Annotated in this window: 17 protein-coding genes and 2 pseudogenes; 16 read left to right on the plus strand and 3 right to left on the minus strand. The window is 63.4% G+C overall.

Translation table 11 applies throughout. The features are described 5' to 3' along the window. Positions 1-8 precede the first annotated feature (8 nt). From DFR29_RS25205 to istA, 14 genes and pseudogenes are all read left to right on the plus strand, one after another. A complete protein-coding gene (locus DFR29_RS25205) occupies positions 9-1490 on the plus strand; it encodes an oligosaccharide flippase family protein (protein WP_133821414.1) in 1482 nt (493 codons plus the stop codon). Next, complete coding sequence (locus tag DFR29_RS25210) at positions 1487-2308, plus strand: glycosyltransferase family 2 protein (RefSeq protein ID WP_133821415.1); 822 nt, start codon at positions 1487-1489, stop codon at positions 2306-2308. The genes DFR29_RS25205 and DFR29_RS25210 overlap by 4 nt, the downstream gene beginning before the upstream one ends. Then, positions 2305-3204, plus strand: coding sequence for an FkbM family methyltransferase (locus DFR29_RS25215; protein WP_133821416.1), 900 nt, complete (start codon positions 2305-2307; stop codon positions 3202-3204). The genes DFR29_RS25210 and DFR29_RS25215 overlap by 4 nt, the downstream gene beginning before the upstream one ends. Further along, a complete protein-coding gene (locus tag DFR29_RS25220; protein WP_133821417.1) occupies positions 3192-4277 on the plus strand; it encodes a glycosyltransferase family 4 protein in 1086 nt (361 codons plus the stop codon). Before DFR29_RS25215 ends, DFR29_RS25220 begins: the two co-directional genes overlap by 13 nt. 125 nt (positions 4278-4402) lie before the next feature. Beyond that, positions 4403-5362, plus strand: coding sequence for a glycosyltransferase family 4 protein (locus tag DFR29_RS25225; RefSeq protein WP_166654328.1), 960 nt, complete (start codon positions 4403-4405; stop codon positions 5360-5362). Beyond that, complete coding sequence (locus tag DFR29_RS25230; RefSeq protein ID WP_166654329.1) at positions 5346-6557, plus strand: glycosyltransferase; 1212 nt, start codon at positions 5346-5348, stop codon at positions 6555-6557. Before DFR29_RS25225 ends, DFR29_RS25230 begins: the two co-directional genes overlap by 17 nt. Beyond that, complete coding sequence (locus DFR29_RS25235; RefSeq protein ID WP_133821420.1) at positions 6554-7879, plus strand: hypothetical protein; 1326 nt, start codon at positions 6554-6556, stop codon at positions 7877-7879. The genes DFR29_RS25230 and DFR29_RS25235 overlap by 4 nt, the downstream gene beginning before the upstream one ends. A gap of 6 nt (positions 7880-7885) precedes the next feature. Beyond that, positions 7886-9058: a carboxylate--amine ligase gene (locus tag DFR29_RS25240; protein ID WP_133821421.1), complete on the plus strand. Its 1173-nt coding sequence runs from the start codon at positions 7886-7888 to the stop codon at positions 9056-9058. Continuing rightward, the gene (locus DFR29_RS25245; RefSeq protein WP_166654330.1) at positions 9058-9918 is read left to right on the plus strand and encodes a carbohydrate deacetylase; all 861 of its coding nucleotides are present in this window, start codon (positions 9058-9060) and stop codon (positions 9916-9918) included. Before DFR29_RS25240 ends, DFR29_RS25245 begins: the two co-directional genes overlap by 1 nt. After that, positions 9918-10493, plus strand: a complete 576-nt coding sequence (locus tag DFR29_RS25250) for an acyltransferase (RefSeq protein WP_208113716.1) — start codon at positions 9918-9920, stop codon at positions 10491-10493. The genes DFR29_RS25245 and DFR29_RS25250 overlap by 1 nt, the downstream gene beginning before the upstream one ends. Then, positions 10490-11683: a glycosyltransferase family 4 protein gene (locus tag DFR29_RS25255; protein WP_133821423.1), complete on the plus strand. Its 1194-nt coding sequence runs from the start codon at positions 10490-10492 to the stop codon at positions 11681-11683. The genes DFR29_RS25250 and DFR29_RS25255 overlap by 4 nt, the downstream gene beginning before the upstream one ends. A 1466-nt stretch (positions 11684-13149) precedes the next feature. Further along, entirely contained in the window at positions 13150-13458 is a 309-nt protein-coding gene (locus DFR29_RS25260; protein ID WP_133821424.1) for a hypothetical protein, read from the plus strand. Between the two features lie 90 nt (positions 13459-13548). Continuing rightward, positions 13549-13809 (plus strand): PAS domain-containing protein, encoded by a 261-nt coding sequence (locus DFR29_RS25265; protein WP_208113717.1) that lies wholly within the window; start codon positions 13549-13551, stop codon positions 13807-13809. Positions 13810-13910: 101 nt separating this feature from the next. After that, positions 13911-15380: pseudogene (gene istA, locus DFR29_RS25270) on the plus strand (IS21 family transposase); the annotation flags it as partial. 19 nt (positions 15381-15399) lie between these two features. Here istA and DFR29_RS25275 read toward each other — a convergent pair. Together DFR29_RS25275 and DFR29_RS25280 are read right to left on the minus strand one after the other, a co-directional pair. Next, positions 15400-16077 carry a hypothetical protein gene (locus DFR29_RS25275; RefSeq protein WP_133821426.1) on the minus strand — a complete coding sequence of 226 codons (678 nt, stop codon included), beginning with the start codon at positions 16075-16077 and terminating at the stop codon, positions 15400-15402. A 601-nt stretch (positions 16078-16678) separates the two neighbouring features. Continuing rightward, complete coding sequence (locus DFR29_RS25280; RefSeq protein ID WP_133821427.1) at positions 16679-16987, minus strand: helix-turn-helix domain-containing protein; 309 nt, start codon at positions 16985-16987, stop codon at positions 16679-16681. Positions 16988-17090: 103 nt separating this feature from the next. Between DFR29_RS25280 and DFR29_RS25285 the strand changes: the two genes are divergently transcribed. Further along, positions 17091-17450 (plus strand): hypothetical protein, encoded by a 360-nt coding sequence (locus DFR29_RS25285; protein WP_133821428.1) that lies wholly within the window; start codon positions 17091-17093, stop codon positions 17448-17450. 77 nt (positions 17451-17527) lie between these two features. Beyond that, on the plus strand, positions 17528-18037 hold the full coding sequence (locus DFR29_RS25290) for a hypothetical protein (protein ID WP_133821429.1): 510 nt from the start codon (positions 17528-17530) through the stop codon (positions 18035-18037). A gap of 316 nt (positions 18038-18353) precedes the next feature. Here DFR29_RS25290 and DFR29_RS25295 read toward each other — a convergent pair. Further along, positions 18354-18545: pseudogene (locus tag DFR29_RS25295) on the minus strand (IS3 family transposase); the annotation flags it as partial.

Here is an 18545-nt window from a genome sequence, read left to right on the forward strand (position 1 = left end):
AGGGCGCCGTGAAACGCTTCGCCAAGGCAATCGCGCTTTTCTCCGCCGGCTCGGTCATCGGCACGCTCACGCAAGTGGCCAAGGGCAAGCTTGGCGCGGTCGTACTCGGCCCCGAAGGCACGGGCGTCATCAACCAGCTCACCAATGCCTGGAACCTGCTCTATTCCGTCGCCGGCCTGGGCTTCTACAACGGCATCGTCCGTCGCATCGCCGAGGCCCGCAGCAAAGACGACCAGGAGGCGCTGGCGCTGCAATTATCGACGTCGCTGATCTTTCTCACGGTGGTCGCAGGTCTCGCCGCCGTGGTGAGCGCGGCACTGGCGCAGCCGATTTCCAACGCCCTGTTCGCCGATGGCGGGCAGCATGCCTCTCTGGTTGCCATCACCCTGATCAGCGTGCCCTTCGCGATCACGGCACAGACCTACCGGGGCCTGCTGAGCGGCTGCCAGCTGGTCAGGCCCATCGTCACTGCGCAGGTCATCTCCGACGTGCTGGGCCTCGTCCTTTTCGTGGTCCTGGTGCTGCGCCTGCACCTGTTCGGCGCGGCCCTAGCGTTCAGCGGACTGCAACTGCTGAAACTGGCGCTGCAGATCGCGACGGTGCGGCGCGCACTGCCCGGTACCGCGATCCTGCCCCGCGCCGCTGCATTCTCCTGGCGCGAAGTCGGTACGAATGCGGGATACGGCATCAACGGCCTGTTCATGGTGGCAGTGGGCGTGCTCACCATCGTCATCGTCTCGCGCTGGATCATCGCTGCGCGCGGGCTCGGCGACAACGGCATCTTTTCCGTGGCCTGGAAAGTCGCCAGCGTATACTTTGGAGCAATTTATGCTTCCGCCAGCAGCTTCTATTTCCCCAGTCTGGTGGCCTGCCGCGACGACGAGGATCTGCAAGCACGGGTCAACGAGGCGATCAGCCTGTACTTCTATCTGCTGCCACCGCTGATCATCGCCCTCATGACGGCCGGCGAGGACCTGATGGTGCTGCTGTTCAGTCCCGAGTTCGCCCCGGCGGCGGGCCTGCTTCTCCTCATCCTGCCCGGCGACCTGTTCCGCGTGCTGGCCGAGGCCATGGGCATGGCGTTCTTGGCGCGGCGCCGACTGCTTCCGTACACACTGACCTATGTGCTGTGGGCAGCCGCGTTCCTTGCATTGAGCTGGACAATGCTGCCGCGCTACGCACTCATCGGCGTGGCCGGCGCCTACCTGGCATCGCAGGTCATCAGCGCCGCGGCGGTATACTTGTGCGCGCGGCGCAGCTTTTCGTTCACGCTAACGTGGCCTGCGCTTCGGGCCCTGTGCGCGGGCGTCCTCGCCGCCGCCCTGGCGGCGGGCGCGCTGTCGGTGGCGCCGGCGCCACTGTGGCGCTATGCCCTGGGCGCGGCAGTGCTGGCGCTGTGGCTAGCGTTGGCCTGGACCGACCCGCGGTTTCGCGAGCTGGCGGCGCAGACCGTCGCCAACGTGCTGCGTCGCCGCGGCAGGCAGCCATGACGGCGCCGAAACTTGGCGTGCTGACCGCCAGCCACAATCGCCGCGACAGCCTGCAGCGGCTGCATCGCGCGCTGGCGCAACAGGACAGCGTGCTCGACTGGCTCCATGTGGTTGTCGACGACGCCTCCGATCCCCCCATCGCCGAAGCGGATATCGGCGCACAGCCGGGGCGCCTGGCGTTCCGGCGCAACCCGCGCAACCTCGGCCCGCTGATCACGCGCAACACGGCACTTGAGATCGCGCTGTCCCATGCTGTCGACCTCGTCGCATTCGTCGACGACGACGACACAGTCACTGCCGACTTCTTTTGCTATGTTAGGGACATGTGGATAAATCATCGAAACGTGGGCTGGTTTGTCAGCCGCTGCCGTTTCACGGGAAGCACCGTGCCCGGCTCCGCCGACTGGCCCGCCGCCGATGGCGTCTACGACTGGTATGACGACATGCAGATCCGACGCCGTTTCGGCGCCGACGTGATGCATGTGATTTCCGCACAACGTCTGGCCGGCGTGCGCTTCTCGACCTGGGGCCGCTATCAGCGCGAGTGGACGTTCCTGGCCCGGCTGGCCAGGAGCGGGGGGTTCTACGCGAGCAACCGGATCACCAAGGAATCCAGCTATTCACCCGACGGGCTGACGCTACGCAGGCGCGGGCCGGCTCCCGATCTCGTCACCTGCGTGAGCTACGTGACAAAACCCGCCATCATCGCCCTGCATCGGCCTTTCTCATACACGGCCTGGCGCTCGCTGGCAAGGCAGTTGATCCGGTTTCCGCTGCGCCTCGCCTTGCTCGCGCTGCGGCGTCTGGGGCTGGCATGACACGCGTGCTTCTCCGACTGCGGTCTATCGCGTATTTCTCCCGCCTGGCGAGAAGCGCCCTGGTCCGCCTGCTCGCGCGACGCCGCCGGCGCCTGGGCGCGGCGCGCATCGCTTGCTTCCCCGGCGACGACATCGGCGATCACGTCATCGCCCACGGATGGTACGAGGACTTGTTGCTGCGGGCGATCTTCGATCACTTCCTCGCCGCCGACGCGGATGCCTTCCGTAGCGGCGCAGTCCTAGATGTCGGCGCCAATATCGGCAACCATTCCCTGTGGCTCGCTCGGCGATTCGCGAAGGTCTACGCGTTCGAGCCCAATCCGGTCTGCATCAAGCTGTTCGAGGCGAACATGCTGATGAACAAAGTGGATAATGTCCGACTGTTTCCGCTGGGCCTCGGCAACAGCGCTGCGCCGATGACCTTCCATGCCAACCTGGAAGGCAACCTGGGCCGCTCGGGCGTGACGCAGAACCTCGCGGCCACGGCGAGCCGCAGCTTTCCGGTGGAGATGGACCGCGGCGATCGCATCCTCGCCAGAGAAGTGCCCGCCCCGTTGCCGGTCCTGCTGGTGAAACTGGATATCGAAGGCCACGAAATCCAGGCCCTAGCCGGCCTACAAGACACGTTGCGGCAGCACCAGCCACTGGTGCTGTTCGAGACTCACCACGCGGGCGGCGCCGGCGGCAGCGACGCCATCGTCGATCTGCTGGGCCAGTGGGGATACGGCCATTTCTACGTGCTGGAGCCGAATGCCTCGCCGTACCGGAACAGGCTGGCGAAACTGGCCTATCGCCTGACCCGAGGCTGGAATCTGGCCGTGCGTGCCGTGGCTCGTCCCGATGATCGCAGCCATGGCCTCGTCATCGCGTCGGTGCGGCCGCGATGCGCGTGCTGATCCTCGCCAGGCACCCCAGCCGAGCGCTCGGCGGCATCGAAATCCAGTGCGAGCTGACGGCGCGCCAGCTCGCGGCAATCGGCCACGAGGTGTGCTACGCCGCCGCGGGCGGAACCGCCGGGACGCCGCCGGCAACGTATACCATCGACACCTGGACGCCCGGTGACGCTGCACAGACAGCCACGCTAATCGCCCGCGCGCGACCCGATGTCATCTATCTGCGGCACAACAAGGCCGGCCTGCGCGTCACAGCGCGCGCCGCCGCACGCGCCGGCGTGCCGCTGGTGTTCGCCGCTTCCAGCCTGCAGGACGTTAAGGCCTTCAGCTACCACGCCAAGCACACAGCTTGGACACCACGACGGCTGGCATCGGTGGCCTGGCAGTGTCTAAGGAGCCGCTGGAACTGGAGCGGATTCCGCTGGGTATCCGCGGCCGTCTCGCTCAACGCGGACTACACGGATCGCCTGCCCGTGCAACTGCGCTGCCACATTCCGGATTCGATGGAAGCAACGCCGCTGCCATTCCGCTGGCAGCGCCGTTTTGTCGCGTGGGTGGCGCAGATCAAGGACTACAAGAACCCGGGCGCCTACGTCGAACTGGCGCGGCGCTGCGCCGATCTGGACATCGATTTCCTGATGATCGGGGAAGTGGTGAGTCCCCGTTATCGCTGGGTCGCGCGCGGTGTGGACCTGCCGGCCAACTTTCACTACCTCGGCGCCAGGACACCGGCCGAGGTCAACGGCGTGCTGGCCGCGGCCTCGGCCCTGGTCCACACCTGCGATCCGGAAGGATTCGGCAACAACTTCATCCAGGCCTGGCTGCAGGGTACGCCGACCCTGTCGCTGTATTTTGATCCGGGTGGCACGATTGCGCGCGAGCGCCTCGGCAGCGTGCCCGGCGACCTGCCGGGGCTGGAACGTGATCTGCGCAACCTGCTGGCCGAGGAAGACACGAGGGCACAGATGGGCGAGCGCGCGCAGAACTACGCTCGAATGCATCACGATCCCGCTGCCAATGCGCGCCGGCTGGCGGAATTCTTCGAGAACGTCGTCGGCCGGGCAGGAGCACGGTGAACGTTCTCTTTCTCACCAAGTATCCGATCGAAGGCGCAAGCAGCCGCTATCGCGTCTACCAGTATCTTCCCTACCTGGATGCGGCGGGGATCGCCTACCGCGTGCAGCCGTTCATGGCGACGGGTATGTACCGCGCCGTCAACCGCAGGGGCGGCGCGCCCCTGAAGGCCCTGCACACCGCCTGGGCAACCGTGCGCCGCGTGGCCGCCGCCCTTAGCGCGGGCAGCTACGATCTCGTCTTCCTGCAGCGCGAATGCCTGCCGTTCGGCGCGCCCTGGCTGGAGCGCGCTCTGCACCGGCGCGGCGTTCCGCTGATCTTCGACTACGACGACGCGCTGTTCCTGTTCAAGCCAAACCCGCACACACCGCTGGCCGATGCATTCAAGCGGCCGCACCGCCTCCTGGAAATCTTCCGTCTGGCCGATTGCGTGCTGGCCGGCAACGAGTGGCTGCGCGCGCGCGCAGGCGAACATTGCGCCGATGCGCGCACCTTCCACGTGGCTGAGGATCTGCAGCGCCATACGCCGCGCACGACGCCCCGTGACCGGTCGTCGGTGGTGCTCGGTTGGCTGGGTTCTCCCAGCACGGAAAAATACCTCGACCTCATCCGCGAGCCATTGCGTGCGCTGAGCCGCAAGCACGCGGGACTGCGGCTGCGGATCGTCGGTGGCGGACGCTTCGCCGATGCGCAGATTGCCGTCGAGCACGTGCCGTGGGATCTCGATACCGAACTCGCGCAACTGCACGACTTCGACATCGGCCTGATGCCCCTGCCGCTGGAGGAATGGTCGTTGGGAAAATCCGGCGGCAAAGCACGCACGTACATGGCGATGGGGCTGCCGGCTGTCTGCACCGGCATCGGCTTCAACTGCGAGCTGATCCGCGACGGCGAAACCGGGTTCCTGGTGCGCGAATCGCAGGACTGGCATCAGGTCCTTGAGCGTCTGATCGAAAGCCCGGGGCTGCGAAAGCGCGTGGGTACGGCCGCGCGGCAGGCGGTGGAAGAGCGCTTCTCGCTGCAGCAGCAAGGTCCCCGGTTTGTCGAAATCCTGCGCGAGGTGGCGGCCCGTGGCAGAAGTCATTGACGTTCTATACATCTCGTACAACGGCATCGACGAGCCGCTGGTGCATTCCCAGGTGCTGAACTATCTGCGCTGCCTGTCGCAGCGCGGATACCGCTTTACCCTGCTGACATTCGAGCGCCCGGCAGCCGCGACAACGGACAGCGCGGCAACGCGCGCGCACCTTGCCGCACTCGGCATAGCCTGGCATGGAGTGGCCGCCCATCGCGGCTGGGGCGCACTGTCCTCGCTGCGGGATGTCCTGACGGGTATGGCCGCCGCGCGGCATCTGCTGCACACCCAACCGATGCACTTGGTGCATGCGCGCAGCTTCATTCCGGCGCTGATCGCCTGGCGGCTCGCGCGTCGAACCGGCCTGCCCTTCGTTAACGATCTGCGCGGCTTCTGGGTCGATGAAAAAGTCTATCGAGGCCGCCTGCGCGAAGGCGGCCTCGTATACCGCCTGGCCAAGCAGCTGGAAGGACGGGTACTGCGCGCCAGCGGCGCCATCATTTCCCTCAGCGACCGTGGTTCGCGCGCGCTGCGCGATTTCGCGATATGGCACGGTCGCTCACTGCCGCCCATGGCGACGATCCCGACCTGCGTCGACACGGATCGCTTCGTCCCAGGCGTACGCGCGCCTGCGCCGCAGCGGGTATTTGGCTATGTCGGTTCGCTCAGCGCCGAATACCTGCCCGAACAGATCGTAGGCTATTTCGCCAAAGCGCTGGCGCGGTTTCCGGGCAGCTGCTTGCAGCTCATATCACGCAGCAACGCAGCGCCCATCCTGGCGTTGGCGGCGCAACACGGACTACCGCCGGACAGCATCCGGCTGGTTGCTTTGCGGCCGGAACAGGTGCCGGCGGAGATCGTGCGCTTCGACGTGGCGCTTTCCTTCATCCGTCCGCATTTTTCCAAATTGGCCAGTTGTCCCACCAAGGTCGGCGAGTACCTTGCCGCCGGTGTTCCCGTGGTGGGCAATGCCGGCATCGGCGACATGGACGGACTGCTCGGGGACGGCCGCGTGGGGTTCCTCCTGCGCGACTTCGACGCCGGCAGCATCGAGGATTCGTTCCGCCACCTGCAGTCGCTGTGGGACGATGCCGGTCTTGGGATGCGCTGCCGCGCCGTCGCGCTGGCGCAATTCTCGCTGCGCGAAGGTGTGGATCGCTACGACAATACCTATCGCATGCTGCTCGCACAGGACCAGCGGCCATGATCGAGATCGTGCTGGAAATCGCCGTTGCGCTGCTGTCGCTGGCGCTTGCCGCCATCTGGGCGACGGACCGGCGCCGCGCGGCGCGGCAGCGGCCGGCGGCCAGCGGCCTAGTGGACTTGCCGCGCAGCGATTCGCCGTATCCCGGCGCGGCGGCGCGCCGCTTCATGGTGCGCCTGTTCACAGGCGCCTTCCTGGTACGCCTAGTCGGCGTGCTGGTGATCAGCCTCACCGACGCCATCCGCAGCCTGAGCTTGAGCCCCGACTCCCTGCGCTATCACGAGGAAGCCCTGGCCATCGCCGAGGAAATGCGTGACGGCTTCTTCAACGCACCCAATTGGATAGACAACGGCTGGTTCCAGTTCACCGGACTGGTGTACTACCTGCTCGGGCCTAATCCCCTGTATATCCAGCTCATCAACATCCTGCTCGGCGCGCTCACGCCGCTGGTGGTGTTCCGCCTTGTACTCGAAGTGTACGGTATGGAAAAGCTCGCAAGAGTCACCGCTCTTCTTATTGCATTTTTTCCCTCTTTCATTTATTGGTCCTGCCTCATGCTCAAGGACCCGCTCTCGATCTTCAGCGTATCGCTGCTGGTTCTGGCGGTCGTGCGCCTGCGCCGCAGCTTCAGCGCCAGCGCCCTCGGTGTCATGGCGTTCTGCCTGCTCATGCTGCTGGGTGTGCGCGAATATCTGTTCTTCGTGAGCGTGTTCCTGATCGTGATTTCCTACATTCCGGTGGAAGGACGGCGCACGATTCCACTGCTGGCAACCATGGCCGGCGTCGTCGCGCTGATCGGCGTGGCGACCTACGCTGCCGGCTTCGGCGTGTTCGGCGTGGACTACATCCGCCAGTCGCACTACTTCGACCTTGAATACATCAACCAATCGCGCATCAACATCAGCCACGGAACGGGCGCATTCTTCGACGCACCGGAAGATGCCGTCTGGGGCGAGAGCGCGGATTCCACATTTCGCGCCCTTGTCGCAGCGATCTATTTCTTCTTCGTCTCCATCGACCTGACTCAGATCGGCAGCCTGCGTCAGCTGATGGCGTTGCCGGAAGTTCTGATGTTCCTGGTTCTGCTGCCCAGCCTAGCGCGTGGCCTGATGCACAGCTGGCACCACGCGCGGCAGGCTTCCCTGCCGCTGGCGGTATTCGCCTTCGGACTGCTCGTCGTGTATGGCTCGGCTGCCACCAACATGGGCGCCATGTTCCGCTGGCGCATGCAGGCGCTGCCGCTGCTGTTGACATTCATGGTGTACGGGGCCTTCGTCCACGGACGCGGGCTGATCTATCGCTCGCTCAAGCGCCTGGAGTTCTAGCCCCGCATGACCGGCCCCATCGATGCCGTGGTACTGGGCCTGTCGCCGACCGGCCTGTTCGCCTGTCGCGAACTGCACCGCGCGGGCCGGCGTGTATTGGGCGTGGATTCCGGCCCCGCGTGCGCCGCCCATTCAAGCACGCTGCAGGCGAGCTGGCGCGTGGTGGCAGACGAGGAACTGCTGCAGCGCCTCGTCCAGTTGGGCAGCCGGCAGACAGAACCTCCGGTGCTGCTGCCGACAAATGACCGCTACATCGAATTCATCTGCCGGCACGCCGATTCACTTGTGACTAGTTTCCATTTCCCCGATTGCTACACCGGCATCGCCAGCGAGTTGCTGGACAAGCTGCGCTTCCACCGCCTGTGCCAGCGCCACGGCATGGCTGTGCCCGGCATGTGGGAGGTGAGCAACAGGGCCACGCTTCAGGAGATGGCAGGGCAGATTGTGTTTCCGTGCATTCTCAAACCTGCCCTCATCCATCGTGCACGGGCCTATCTGCGCGGCAAAAAGGTAGTCCTGGCGCGCACGCCGGCAGAGCTGGATGCATGTCTGGCTCAGGTACCTGACGACGTGGGCGGCTGGCTGGTGCAGGAAGTGATTCCGGGCGCCGAATCGCGGATCACCGTGTATGCGGGCTATGCGAGCCGCACGGGCGAGATCCTGCAGGCCTTCACCGCGCGCAAGCTGCGCCAGTATCCGCCCGGCTTCGGATCGGCAAGCTTGGCGATAAGCGACATCTGCGCCGAAACCGCTGCGCTCTCGGCGAACTTCGTCCGTGCGATCGGACTGCGTGGCATCTTCGGTGCCGAGTTCAAGCGTGATCCGCGCGACGGACAGCTGAAGATGATTGAGATCAATCCGCGTCCGACGCTGTGGTTTCAGCTCAGCCATGCAGCCGGCAAGCGAATCGCCGACGCAGCCTGGTGTGATCTACGCGGTGCTGCGCCACTGCACGACCCACCCCAACGCGACGGTGTGCTTTGGCGCTACGCCCTCAAGGACCTGGCTTCGGCCCTGTTCTACCGGCGCCACGGAGCAGATTTCGTTTTCCCCCCTCCCGACGTATCGGCATCCGGCGTCTGCACGGCCCGGACCTGGGCGGTACACGACCCGCGCGACCCGCTGCCGGCGCTGGCCGAACCGCTGCTCTACCTGCGCAAATGGTGGAAGGAACGGTGATGAAGACACTGATCGTCAACGCCGACGATTTCGGCCTGTGCGAAGGCGTGAACGCGGCCATCCTGGACGCCTATGCCACAGGCAGCCTGTCCAGTACCACGCTCCTGGTCAACGGCAATTCGGCAGCGGCGGCGGCGCAACTGGCACGGCAGCACCCGGGGCTGGGCGTGGGCCTGCATTTCAATCTTACGCTGGGCCGACCCAGCGCCGATCCGCAGGAAATCGGCAGCCTGCTTCTGCCCGGCGGCGAGTTTCCGGCGCGTGGAGCACTGGCGCGCCGCCTGATGCTGGGGCGCGTGAGCAGCGCGCAGCTGACGGCCGAATTCGACGCGCAGCTCGCAGCGTTCAGCCGTCTGGGCCTGGTACCAAGCCATATCGACAGCCACCAGCACGTGCACGCTTTCCCGCAGGTGTTCGATGTGCTCGCCCAAGTTTGCGCAGAACGCTCGCTGCCGCTGCGCCAGCCCTGGGTAGCGCGGCCCAGCGGTGCGCACCCGCGCCTGGGTCGGGCTCTGCGCACCGGCCTGCTGGCCTGCATGAACGCGCGCAATCAGCGGCGGTGGCAAGGGCGCCTGCGCAGCAACGAAGCCTTCACCAGCGTATTCGATCTGGGAGCGATGCCGTCCCGGTTGGACGCCAGCCACTACCGGACTTTGCTGGGTGCCGCACAGGCGTTTCCGTGTGAACTCATGGTGCACCTGTCACGCCGGCCGGACGACGTGGCCGGACTCACGCGCATTGGCGACGTATCGCACGCCGAGTGGCAATGCCTGAGTGAAGGCGTCCTGGCGGGAGTTATTGCCGAGCAGGGTTGGCAGCTGCGCAGCTATCGCGACGCCTTCGACGAGGGAAAGTGCTGATGTACCGCGACATGCACGAAGGTCGGCCGTCTGCGCTGCGGCGCTGGTCCCTGCGCGAGTTGGTGTTCTTCACCCTAGCGAACCACGTGCCGCGGCTGTGGATTCTGGATCGCTATCGCCCCCTGCTGTATCGGCTGGCCGGCGTGCGACTGGACGGGCGCTGCACTATCCATGGCCCGCTGAGCGTACGCCCCTACGGCGCCTGCTCGCAGATCCACATCGGGGAAGATACGTTTCTCAATGTGGATACGGCCTTCACCTGCGTCTACGACGGCGTGCGCATAGGCGCTCGCGTTCAGATCGGGCCGCGGGTGAGCTTCGAGACCATGGGCCATGGCCTGGTCTACGTACCGGGCAAGGGTCGCGGCCGCACCTCGGCGCCTATCGTTGTGGAAGACGAAGTGTGGATTGGCGCCAACGTCGTAATCTTGCAGGGCGTGACCGTAGGCCGCGGCGCGGTGGTCGCGGCGGGCGCAATCGTCAATCGCGACGTGGCGCCCTATTCACTCGTCGGCGGCGTACCCGCACGACTGATACGCATGCTGACGCGGCCAGACACGGACGGTGCCGCATGAAAGTCGTCCTGTTCGCGAATACCGATTGGTATTTATACAATTTCCGTCTGGGTCTCGCGCTTGAGCTACAGCGCCGCGGCGTCGATGTGTTGCTGATCTCGCCGGACGGTCCATACGGTTCGCGCCTGCATGCGCTGGGCCTGCGTTGGATTGTGGCACCGCTGCGGCGGCGCAGCCTAGATCCGCTCAGCGAACTCCGTACGATCGTCTGGCTTTGGCGTCTGCTCCGGCGTGAGCAGCCTAATCTTATTCACGGCTTCACGATCAAATGTGCGGTCTACGCATCCATCGCAGCACGCCTGGCCGGCGTTCGGGCACGCATCGGCGCAGTTACCGGTATGGGGTACGTCTTCACCAGCACTGACCTGCGCGCGCGCTTGTTGCGCCCGCTGGTACGCGAGGTGATGCGCGCCGCTCTCAGCGGACCGCACGTGCGTGTGGTGCTGCAAAATGGGGACGACGTGGTACTTTTCACGCGCAGTCACCTGGTGGACGCACGCCTCATCCGCCTAATACCAGGTTCGGGAGTAAACTTATCCCGCTTTAGCCAATGCAGCAACGCGGCAGCCCCTGGCCCACTGCGCGTGCTGCTGGCCGCGCGCCTGCTGTGGGACAAGGGCATCGGCGAATATGTTGAGGCCGCGCGTCGGCTCAAGGCAGCTGGCCGAAGTATTCGTTTCCAGCTTGCCGGCATGCTAGACGAGGGCAATCCTGCATCGGTGCCGCGTCCTATCGTGGACGCCTGGGCAGCCGAAGGGACGATAGAGTGGTACGGGCATGTCGAGGACATGCCCGCCCTTTTCGCGAACACCGACGTAGTCGTGCTGCCGAGCTACCGCGAGGGCTGCCCCAAGTCCCTAATCGAAGCCGCCGCCTGTGCACTGCCGTTGATTGCTACCAACGTGCCTGGCTGTCACGATGTAGTTCACCACGAAGCCAATGGCCTACTGATTCCCGCGCGTGATGCGCAGCTGTTGGCAGAGGCTATCGCACGTCTCGACGATGATCGCCCGCTGGCGCGCCGACTTGGCCTCGCTGCACGAGAGCGCGCGCTGGCCGAACACGACGAACGCTCGGTGATCGCCCGCACCCTGGCCGTATATCAGGAGCTCTTGCCGGAAATCTTTGCGCAGACCGTGAGCCCGCTCGCCGAGCCTTTGAACACTATGGGGTCGGACCAGAGCCTCTGAGATCGAAGCAGCTTCGACGTCTCTTCGCGGCCCACAATTCACGACACGACTCCCAATCAGCTAGTAGCAGGCAACGCCAGTGCCGCCGAAATTCCATGTCGCAACCTAGCTGCTGCGCCAGGGGGTTATCAATCAGCTTGCACTGCTTTGCGCGAGATCGACGCCGGCCGCGCGCTCGGCGTTCTGAACCCGCAATGCCTCGATCAGCACCTAAGCTTGTGGCGTTTCAGCACGCTACTGCAAAAAGGCCGCACATGACGGCTACAAAAACCCCGCTCAAGGACGGGGCAATCAGGAGTGACCGAATGGGCCAGGCTGCCTGAGGCGGTTCACTCGGCACGCCCCGCCGGGGCCAACGAGCGAGGCTAGTGCCCCTGCAATTTTATGGCAGTGGGCCTCGCAGCGTCATCCCATCGCGCGGGCAATTCTCCCCCTCTATTGCGCCTCAGTAGACAGTTACCCAGAACGGGCGTCTCGAGCCTCTTGCAACATCGTGCTTATAACGTCGGGAGGCCGAGCTGACAACACTCCGCTTGTACTCAAGCTGCCGGAGCAGCAGACGGACTTGGGCATCGGCTGCCGCATCAGGCAGATCGAGCCCCTCGGCCCTCCGCTGAGCACGAATCAGCTCTACCCACGACGAATCTAGCTGGATAGACACCGCCACATCAGCTGCACGAGCCGGCAATGTGCCGCACGCTAGAACGACGCACATATATGCCAGTGCAGATCTGATCATCGAGGCAGAATAGGAGACGCGTCGATCGCTCACGGCGACCTCCGTTCTTGGCATCAATTTAAAAGCAGTCGTCTGACTCAATCGGAACTCGGCGCAATGCGAGCACCTGCGTCAATTCCATTCGTTTTACTCAAAGCAACTTTACGCAAATTACTAAAAACATCAACGACCAAACTGTGATGATCAGCAGACCCAGCAGCTGTATAGCGGTAAATGGAAGCAGAATCCGCTGTTTCCCGGTCGCATTTTCCGTCAAGGCGAGTCAACAAAACCATTTACCTGAAGAGTTTACGAAGACAATCGATACAAGCGCTCGACTCTTGTTCAGACTTGCGCATAACGTAGCAGACACAACCTTCTAACGCCCCGCCCCATCTTGCACTCGGCCAAGGCGGTAGTTTGCGACAGACTCATGGCCGAGTTCGCATGCTGAGTTACCATCCAAAGGAACGATGAGCCGACTACCCCTGTCGGCGGCAATAGCCAGAGTCCAACGATGGATTGTAAGTTGCTGATTCACTCGGGAGTTAGGATTGGTCTATTGGGACGACCGGGGTGGCGTCAGGGATTTCTGTAGTGCCTAAGGGTGGCGGACTCTTTGATCACGCCCTCTCCAAGGCTTCCGCCGCCATGACCCCATCGAGCAAATCAGCCGCAACGCGACCGACTTCTCGTTGCTTATCAAGAAGCGCGAAGACGACACGAAAGATTGGTAGCGCTGACAAACATGATCGGCAACTTCGCAGCCTTTCCAGACGACCAGAAAAACAGTAAAGACGATATTGCGAAGCATTTTCGTTTGAAGATGCTTTGTCCTGAATCCGGATTGGAAATAGAAGACTTTCTTCGTAAAGGCCGTTTGCACTGCGCGCCTGCTCGCGGCTGGGAACTTTCGAAGGTGAATCTCGATGGCGGGCACGACAGCGCAAGGCAAGCGGAAGTCATATCCCGGAGTGTTCGGGGCGTCCAGTGCTTGTTCCGGAAAGTGCTTCGGCGCGATCACAGATTCCCGATCATCACAAATACAACATGCTGAACTGACGCGGCAGGCGCATACTGAAACCGCCGATCTCGCCTGGAGAGATCGTGCTCACCGTTTTTGCAGCGTGAGGCGGACCTAGCGCGATTGAAGGACCTGATTGAATCCATTCCCGACGGCATCGTTGTGGTAAGCCGCGCCGGCGATATCGTGCTTTCTAACCGTCAGGCCGAACGCCTGTTTGGCTATGAAGGCGGCGAGCTCCAGGGTAAGCCCATTGAGAACCTGCTGCCGCCTGGAAGCCGCGACGCACATGTCGCCCATCGCTCACTCTACTTTGCCGACCCCGGGCCCAGGGCAATGGGCCGCGAGATCGAGCTGTTCGGTCTGCGTGTTGAGGCGCGTTGAAAATTGACCAGCTAGACGAGATTGTGCGCGGAAAATTGACCAGGGTGTCCCACCTAACCTGCATGAGTTTCGGCCGATGCGGGGTGACGAAGGTGCACACCATGGCGACGTACGCGACGGTCCGGCGGCTGAGGTTGCGGGACTGGTTGTCGATCAGCGAGATCGCGCGGCGAACAAGCCTGTCGCGCAACACGATCAAAGCCTGGCTGCGTGAGCCGGCGCGGCGGGAGATGAAGTACAAGCGCACGCCGGCGAGCAAGATGCTGGACGTGTTCGAGGCGTGGCTGCGCCACGCCCTGGAGGTAGATGCGCGGCGGCCGCGCTCGCAACGCCGTACAGCACGGCGCCTGCATGAGCAGGTCAAGGTCGAAGGGTTTAGCGGCCATTATTCCCGTGTCACAGAGGCGCTCAGGGCTTGGCGAGCGCAGGCGGATGGCGTCACCACTCGATCGGCCTACGTGCCGTTGACCTTCGCGTGGGGTGAAGCCTTCCAGTTCGACTGGAGCGAAGAAGGGATCGTGATCGGCGGCATCTGGCGGCGGGTGCAGGTGGCGCATATGAAGCTGTGCGCGAGCCGCGCGTTCTGGCTGGTTGCGTATCCGAGCCAAGGCCACGAGATGTTGTTCGACGCCCATACCCGATGCTTCGTCGGGCTGGGTGGTGTCGCTCGCCGCGGCATCTACGACAACATGAAGACGGCGGTGGATCGTGTGCCGGGCCAAGGTAAAGCTCGGATCGTCAACGCGCGATTTGCGGCGATGACAGCGCACTATCTGTTCGACCCGGACCTCTGCAATGTGGCGTCAGGCTGGGAGATAGGCCGGGTTGAGAAGAACGTCCAGGACGCGCGACGGCGGATCTGACAGACGACGCTAGAGCAGCGCTTCGCCTCGTTTGCCGACCTCAATGTGTACTTGGCCACGCAGTGCGTGATGACGCGTAACGCAGCGCATCCGGAGCTGACGATTGCCGAGGCCCTGGAGCATGAACAAGCACACCTGATGCCTATGCCGGCGCCGTTCGATGGCTACGTGGAATTGCCGGTGCGCGTCTCAAGCACGAGCTTGATCACGGTGGCGCGCAACCGCTACTCCGTGCCGTGCGCCTACGCGGGCCATCGCGTCAGCGTGCGGCTCTATCCAGAGCGGCTCGTCGTCGTCGTGGACCAAGACGTCGTGGCCGAACACGCGCGCGTGGTGGAACGCGATCGTGTCATCTACGACTGGCAGCACTATCTTCCACTCGTGGAGCGCAAGCCCGGCGCACCTCGCAACGGCGCGCCGTTCGCCCAGATGCCTGAACCGTTGTTGCGGCTGAGCCGCGCGTTGCTGCGTCGCGAGGGCGGCGATCGCGTGATGGCTCAGGTGTTGGCAGCCGTGCCCGTTCACGGCTTGGAAGCAGTGCTCGTCGCCGTGGAGCTGGTCCTCGATACCGGCCGCCCCAGCGTCGAGCACGTGCTTAATGTGCTGGCACGTCTGCGCGAGGGAGCTGCACCGGACGTCGTCGCTACAGCGCTGACCGTTACGACCCCACCACTGGCCGCACCCGGCCGCTACGACAGCCTGCATGCGGATCAATCGATTCGACAGATCACTCAGACATTCCGTCCGACTTGTCGTGCTTCTTCGGCTTTTTCGGACGCAAGCTCGGTTGGCGAGATTTCGTCTGCGTAAGCGCACCCTCTCCGGCCGTGGCTATCTCAAGCAATTTCGGAAATTGTTTGAGATCGATCAATCGAGCGGCGTAGTCAAAGCGCACTGAAAGTGCACATAGCAAAACCGTCACGCCGACAGCGTTGAAAGCAGACAGAATCCCTACCGCGATTCCCTGGTCCCACACAAGTGCAGAATTTAGCGACAGAAGAATGGCAGAAGCCAAAGCGCCCTTCCAGAAACCACGTTGGAGATCGCCAAAATGAATTTTTGTCCAGCCATCTGCGCGAGTATCTTCGTAGCCCGAATGATCCCCGTTCAGTTGAACCATGTTGCCTGCCCATTTTCGTGCAGCAAGACATCGCAACGGTTCCAGACGCGTGAGCGCGAATCGGATGTCGTCCGGGTGCAACGTGCCGTAGATGGGTGAACACGCGAGCGTAAGTGCTGCATTGCTTGCTCGGGAGATGTCCTTCTTAGTGACGAGCTGCCATAGCCGCAATGTGCGTGCTTGTGCAATCCGCAACCAGACATGTCGTACCTGGACCCATGCGATGACACAGCTCAACGCAACACTGATTCCGACTACCCAATTGTGATCGGAAAAGGCTCTCATACTGCTCGATCTCCATCTGAACCTGGGATTGTTGTCTTCGAAGTCGAACGCCTGATCGCTAGATCGGCATGGCCATGTCTCGCGCAACACATGGCGCCGTTCCTCGTGGAAACTGGACACCGTCAAGGCGACCTCATCGTGACGTCCACAGGACAGCAAAGCCCTGTCTCAATACGCGAGATCGGCCAACGTACCGGGCGCACACCACCAGTCTGACAATTTACGGAGTACAGGATGACCACCAACGCAGCACTTTGGGCGGCTTGGGTTGACGCGGAATTAAATTCGTCGATCAGATCCCGCTGGCCCAGCTTAGCGGCGAGCCTACCGCTACCGAGGAGCACGTCGGCCGAGGTCGAAGCCTTCCGCGTCTTCACACCCAAGCGCCGATCGCTGGCGACACGGATGCCGGTGTTCCATCGGAAATGTTTCCGCGGGGCAGACCCGGTTTGAACACACACCGAGTAATGCCCACTGGGTTCGTATTTACGGTGAGTCGAGCGCAAACAAGCCGGCCGCAGGCCCATCCCGCGTACCGGAGGGGTGGATAGCGGACTCAGGCGTATTGAAACTGATTGCAGTATCGGTCGCGCCGCGGACCTTAGCGCCGCGAAGTCCGGCGGCGTTGTGACTGGATTCCGCCAGCGCCTGTTGCCAATGCACCGCGCGCCTTGAGCTTTGCAATCAGCATGTCGAGCAGCACGTGAGGATCGAGGTCGAGCGCCGCACAGAGTTCCACATACTCCACGACATCCAAGCGCCGATCGCCGCGCTCAAGCAAACTCACCCATTGCTGAGATCGACCCAGCAAAGTGGCTAGACCGGTTTGCGTCAAGCCTTGCGCTTCGCGGTGATCGCGAAGCGTGTCGATGATGCGTCGATACTCTGCTCGATGGATGGATTTGGGCATCGCCGCTGCTCAGTCGCGACGGCGAAGGTAGGAAGTACAAGGCGATACGCGAAAACCTTGTTATAGTGTGCCCAGGCATCTCATCCTGTGATTGGAGGGCTCCATGTCGCTGAAACCCGACGGGTACCCTGCTTCGACGCTGACGTTTTCGCTCAGCGGAACGGCTGTACGCATCGAGCTGCCGGTTGCCATGCCCCCCTCAATGCTCAGCGCGTTTGAGCGGCAGATCGCCCGGCAACGCGAACAGGACGCCGGTGGCCTATGGACCGGTTTCTCGCGCGCACTGCGCGAAGCCGTCATTCGCGTGTTGGACGACGACCTGAAAGAACCCAGCGATGTCCAGCTGCGTGAAGCTGCCCGGCTTGCCCGCGCCCATGGCCTGGATTTGCCCCATGACGCGATGTGCTACCGCGGGGCGCTACGGCAATTCGTGGCGAGCTTAAAGTCCGCCGACACGGCGTAGCGGCTACTTTCTCAGCGACACCCGATTCTGACGGCGCCACGTCTGATGGGCGCACGACCGACCTTGCGGAGGGCACTATGCTGACGTCGTACTTCGTTGCGCACGTTGAGGAGGGAATTGTCGTCGTCGGCGTGGGCGCGGCGCCGTTGTCCGAGATCCTAGCCCTGGCGCCATCGTGTAGCGCCACGGTATTCGTGGTCGAACCCGTCCAGGTTGGCATCCGGGTGCGGTGCGGCACAGCCGAGTTCACAGAATCGGACATAGTTCCTCGCTATAGGCACCCCAGCGAACGCGTTGGGGCTTGGCTCCGCGTTCTGCCGATTGCCGACAAAGCACTAGCGCAGTGCGACCGGATGGAGCTATCTCTGGCCGAGGACATTGAGGACTGGTTTGTCGATGAGGCGGTATTGGGGTGGCATCGCGTCACACCCGAAGACGGGCGTCGGCGGTTGGAAGACCCGCGCCGACAGCTTGGCGATACCGCCTTGCTCTTGCGCGGACAACGAGCGGCGCTGACCGCGTTGCTGGAGGCCATCGGCCAGTTGGTCACTTGCGACAAATCTCGCCACGACGCGCGAACGTGCTAGGGATTGTCGTGCTCCAACTTCAACACGGGTGGCGTAAACGCACCGGTGAGCGGCTCGATGCGGCCTGGCCGTTTTGCGCCAGGGAGATTTTCGAGCCTCCCGGCGCTCTCGGCATGTGCGGAAGGCGACAACTCGACAGTTCCGCCCTTCCCTCATCCAACTAACGGACGCGCGTTCGTTTCCGGATGCGAAGCCAGTTCTGCGCCTCGTAGCGGAACACAACCGGCCACGCTTCGCTGCGGTCCAGCACCCAGCGCATGGCCGTCTCCGGCAGATGTGAACCGCCCCGAGATTCCCGGAGACTCCGGATTGTGAGTCACGCCGTCATGGCGGACTCGCGGATTGCTGCGTAGTAGCGAGCCTCGGCTTCCGCCGGCGGAATGTAGCCGATCGGCCCGAGCAACCGGCGACGGTTGAACCAGTCGACCCAGACGAGTGTGGCCAGTTCGACCGCCTGCGCATCGGGCCATGACGTTCTGCGGTGGATCACTTCGGCTTTGTACAGCCC

This window comes from Tahibacter aquaticus (genome assembly GCF_004363655.1).
GTDB classification, from domain to species: Bacteria; Pseudomonadota; Gammaproteobacteria; order Xanthomonadales; family Rhodanobacteraceae; genus Tahibacter; species Tahibacter aquaticus.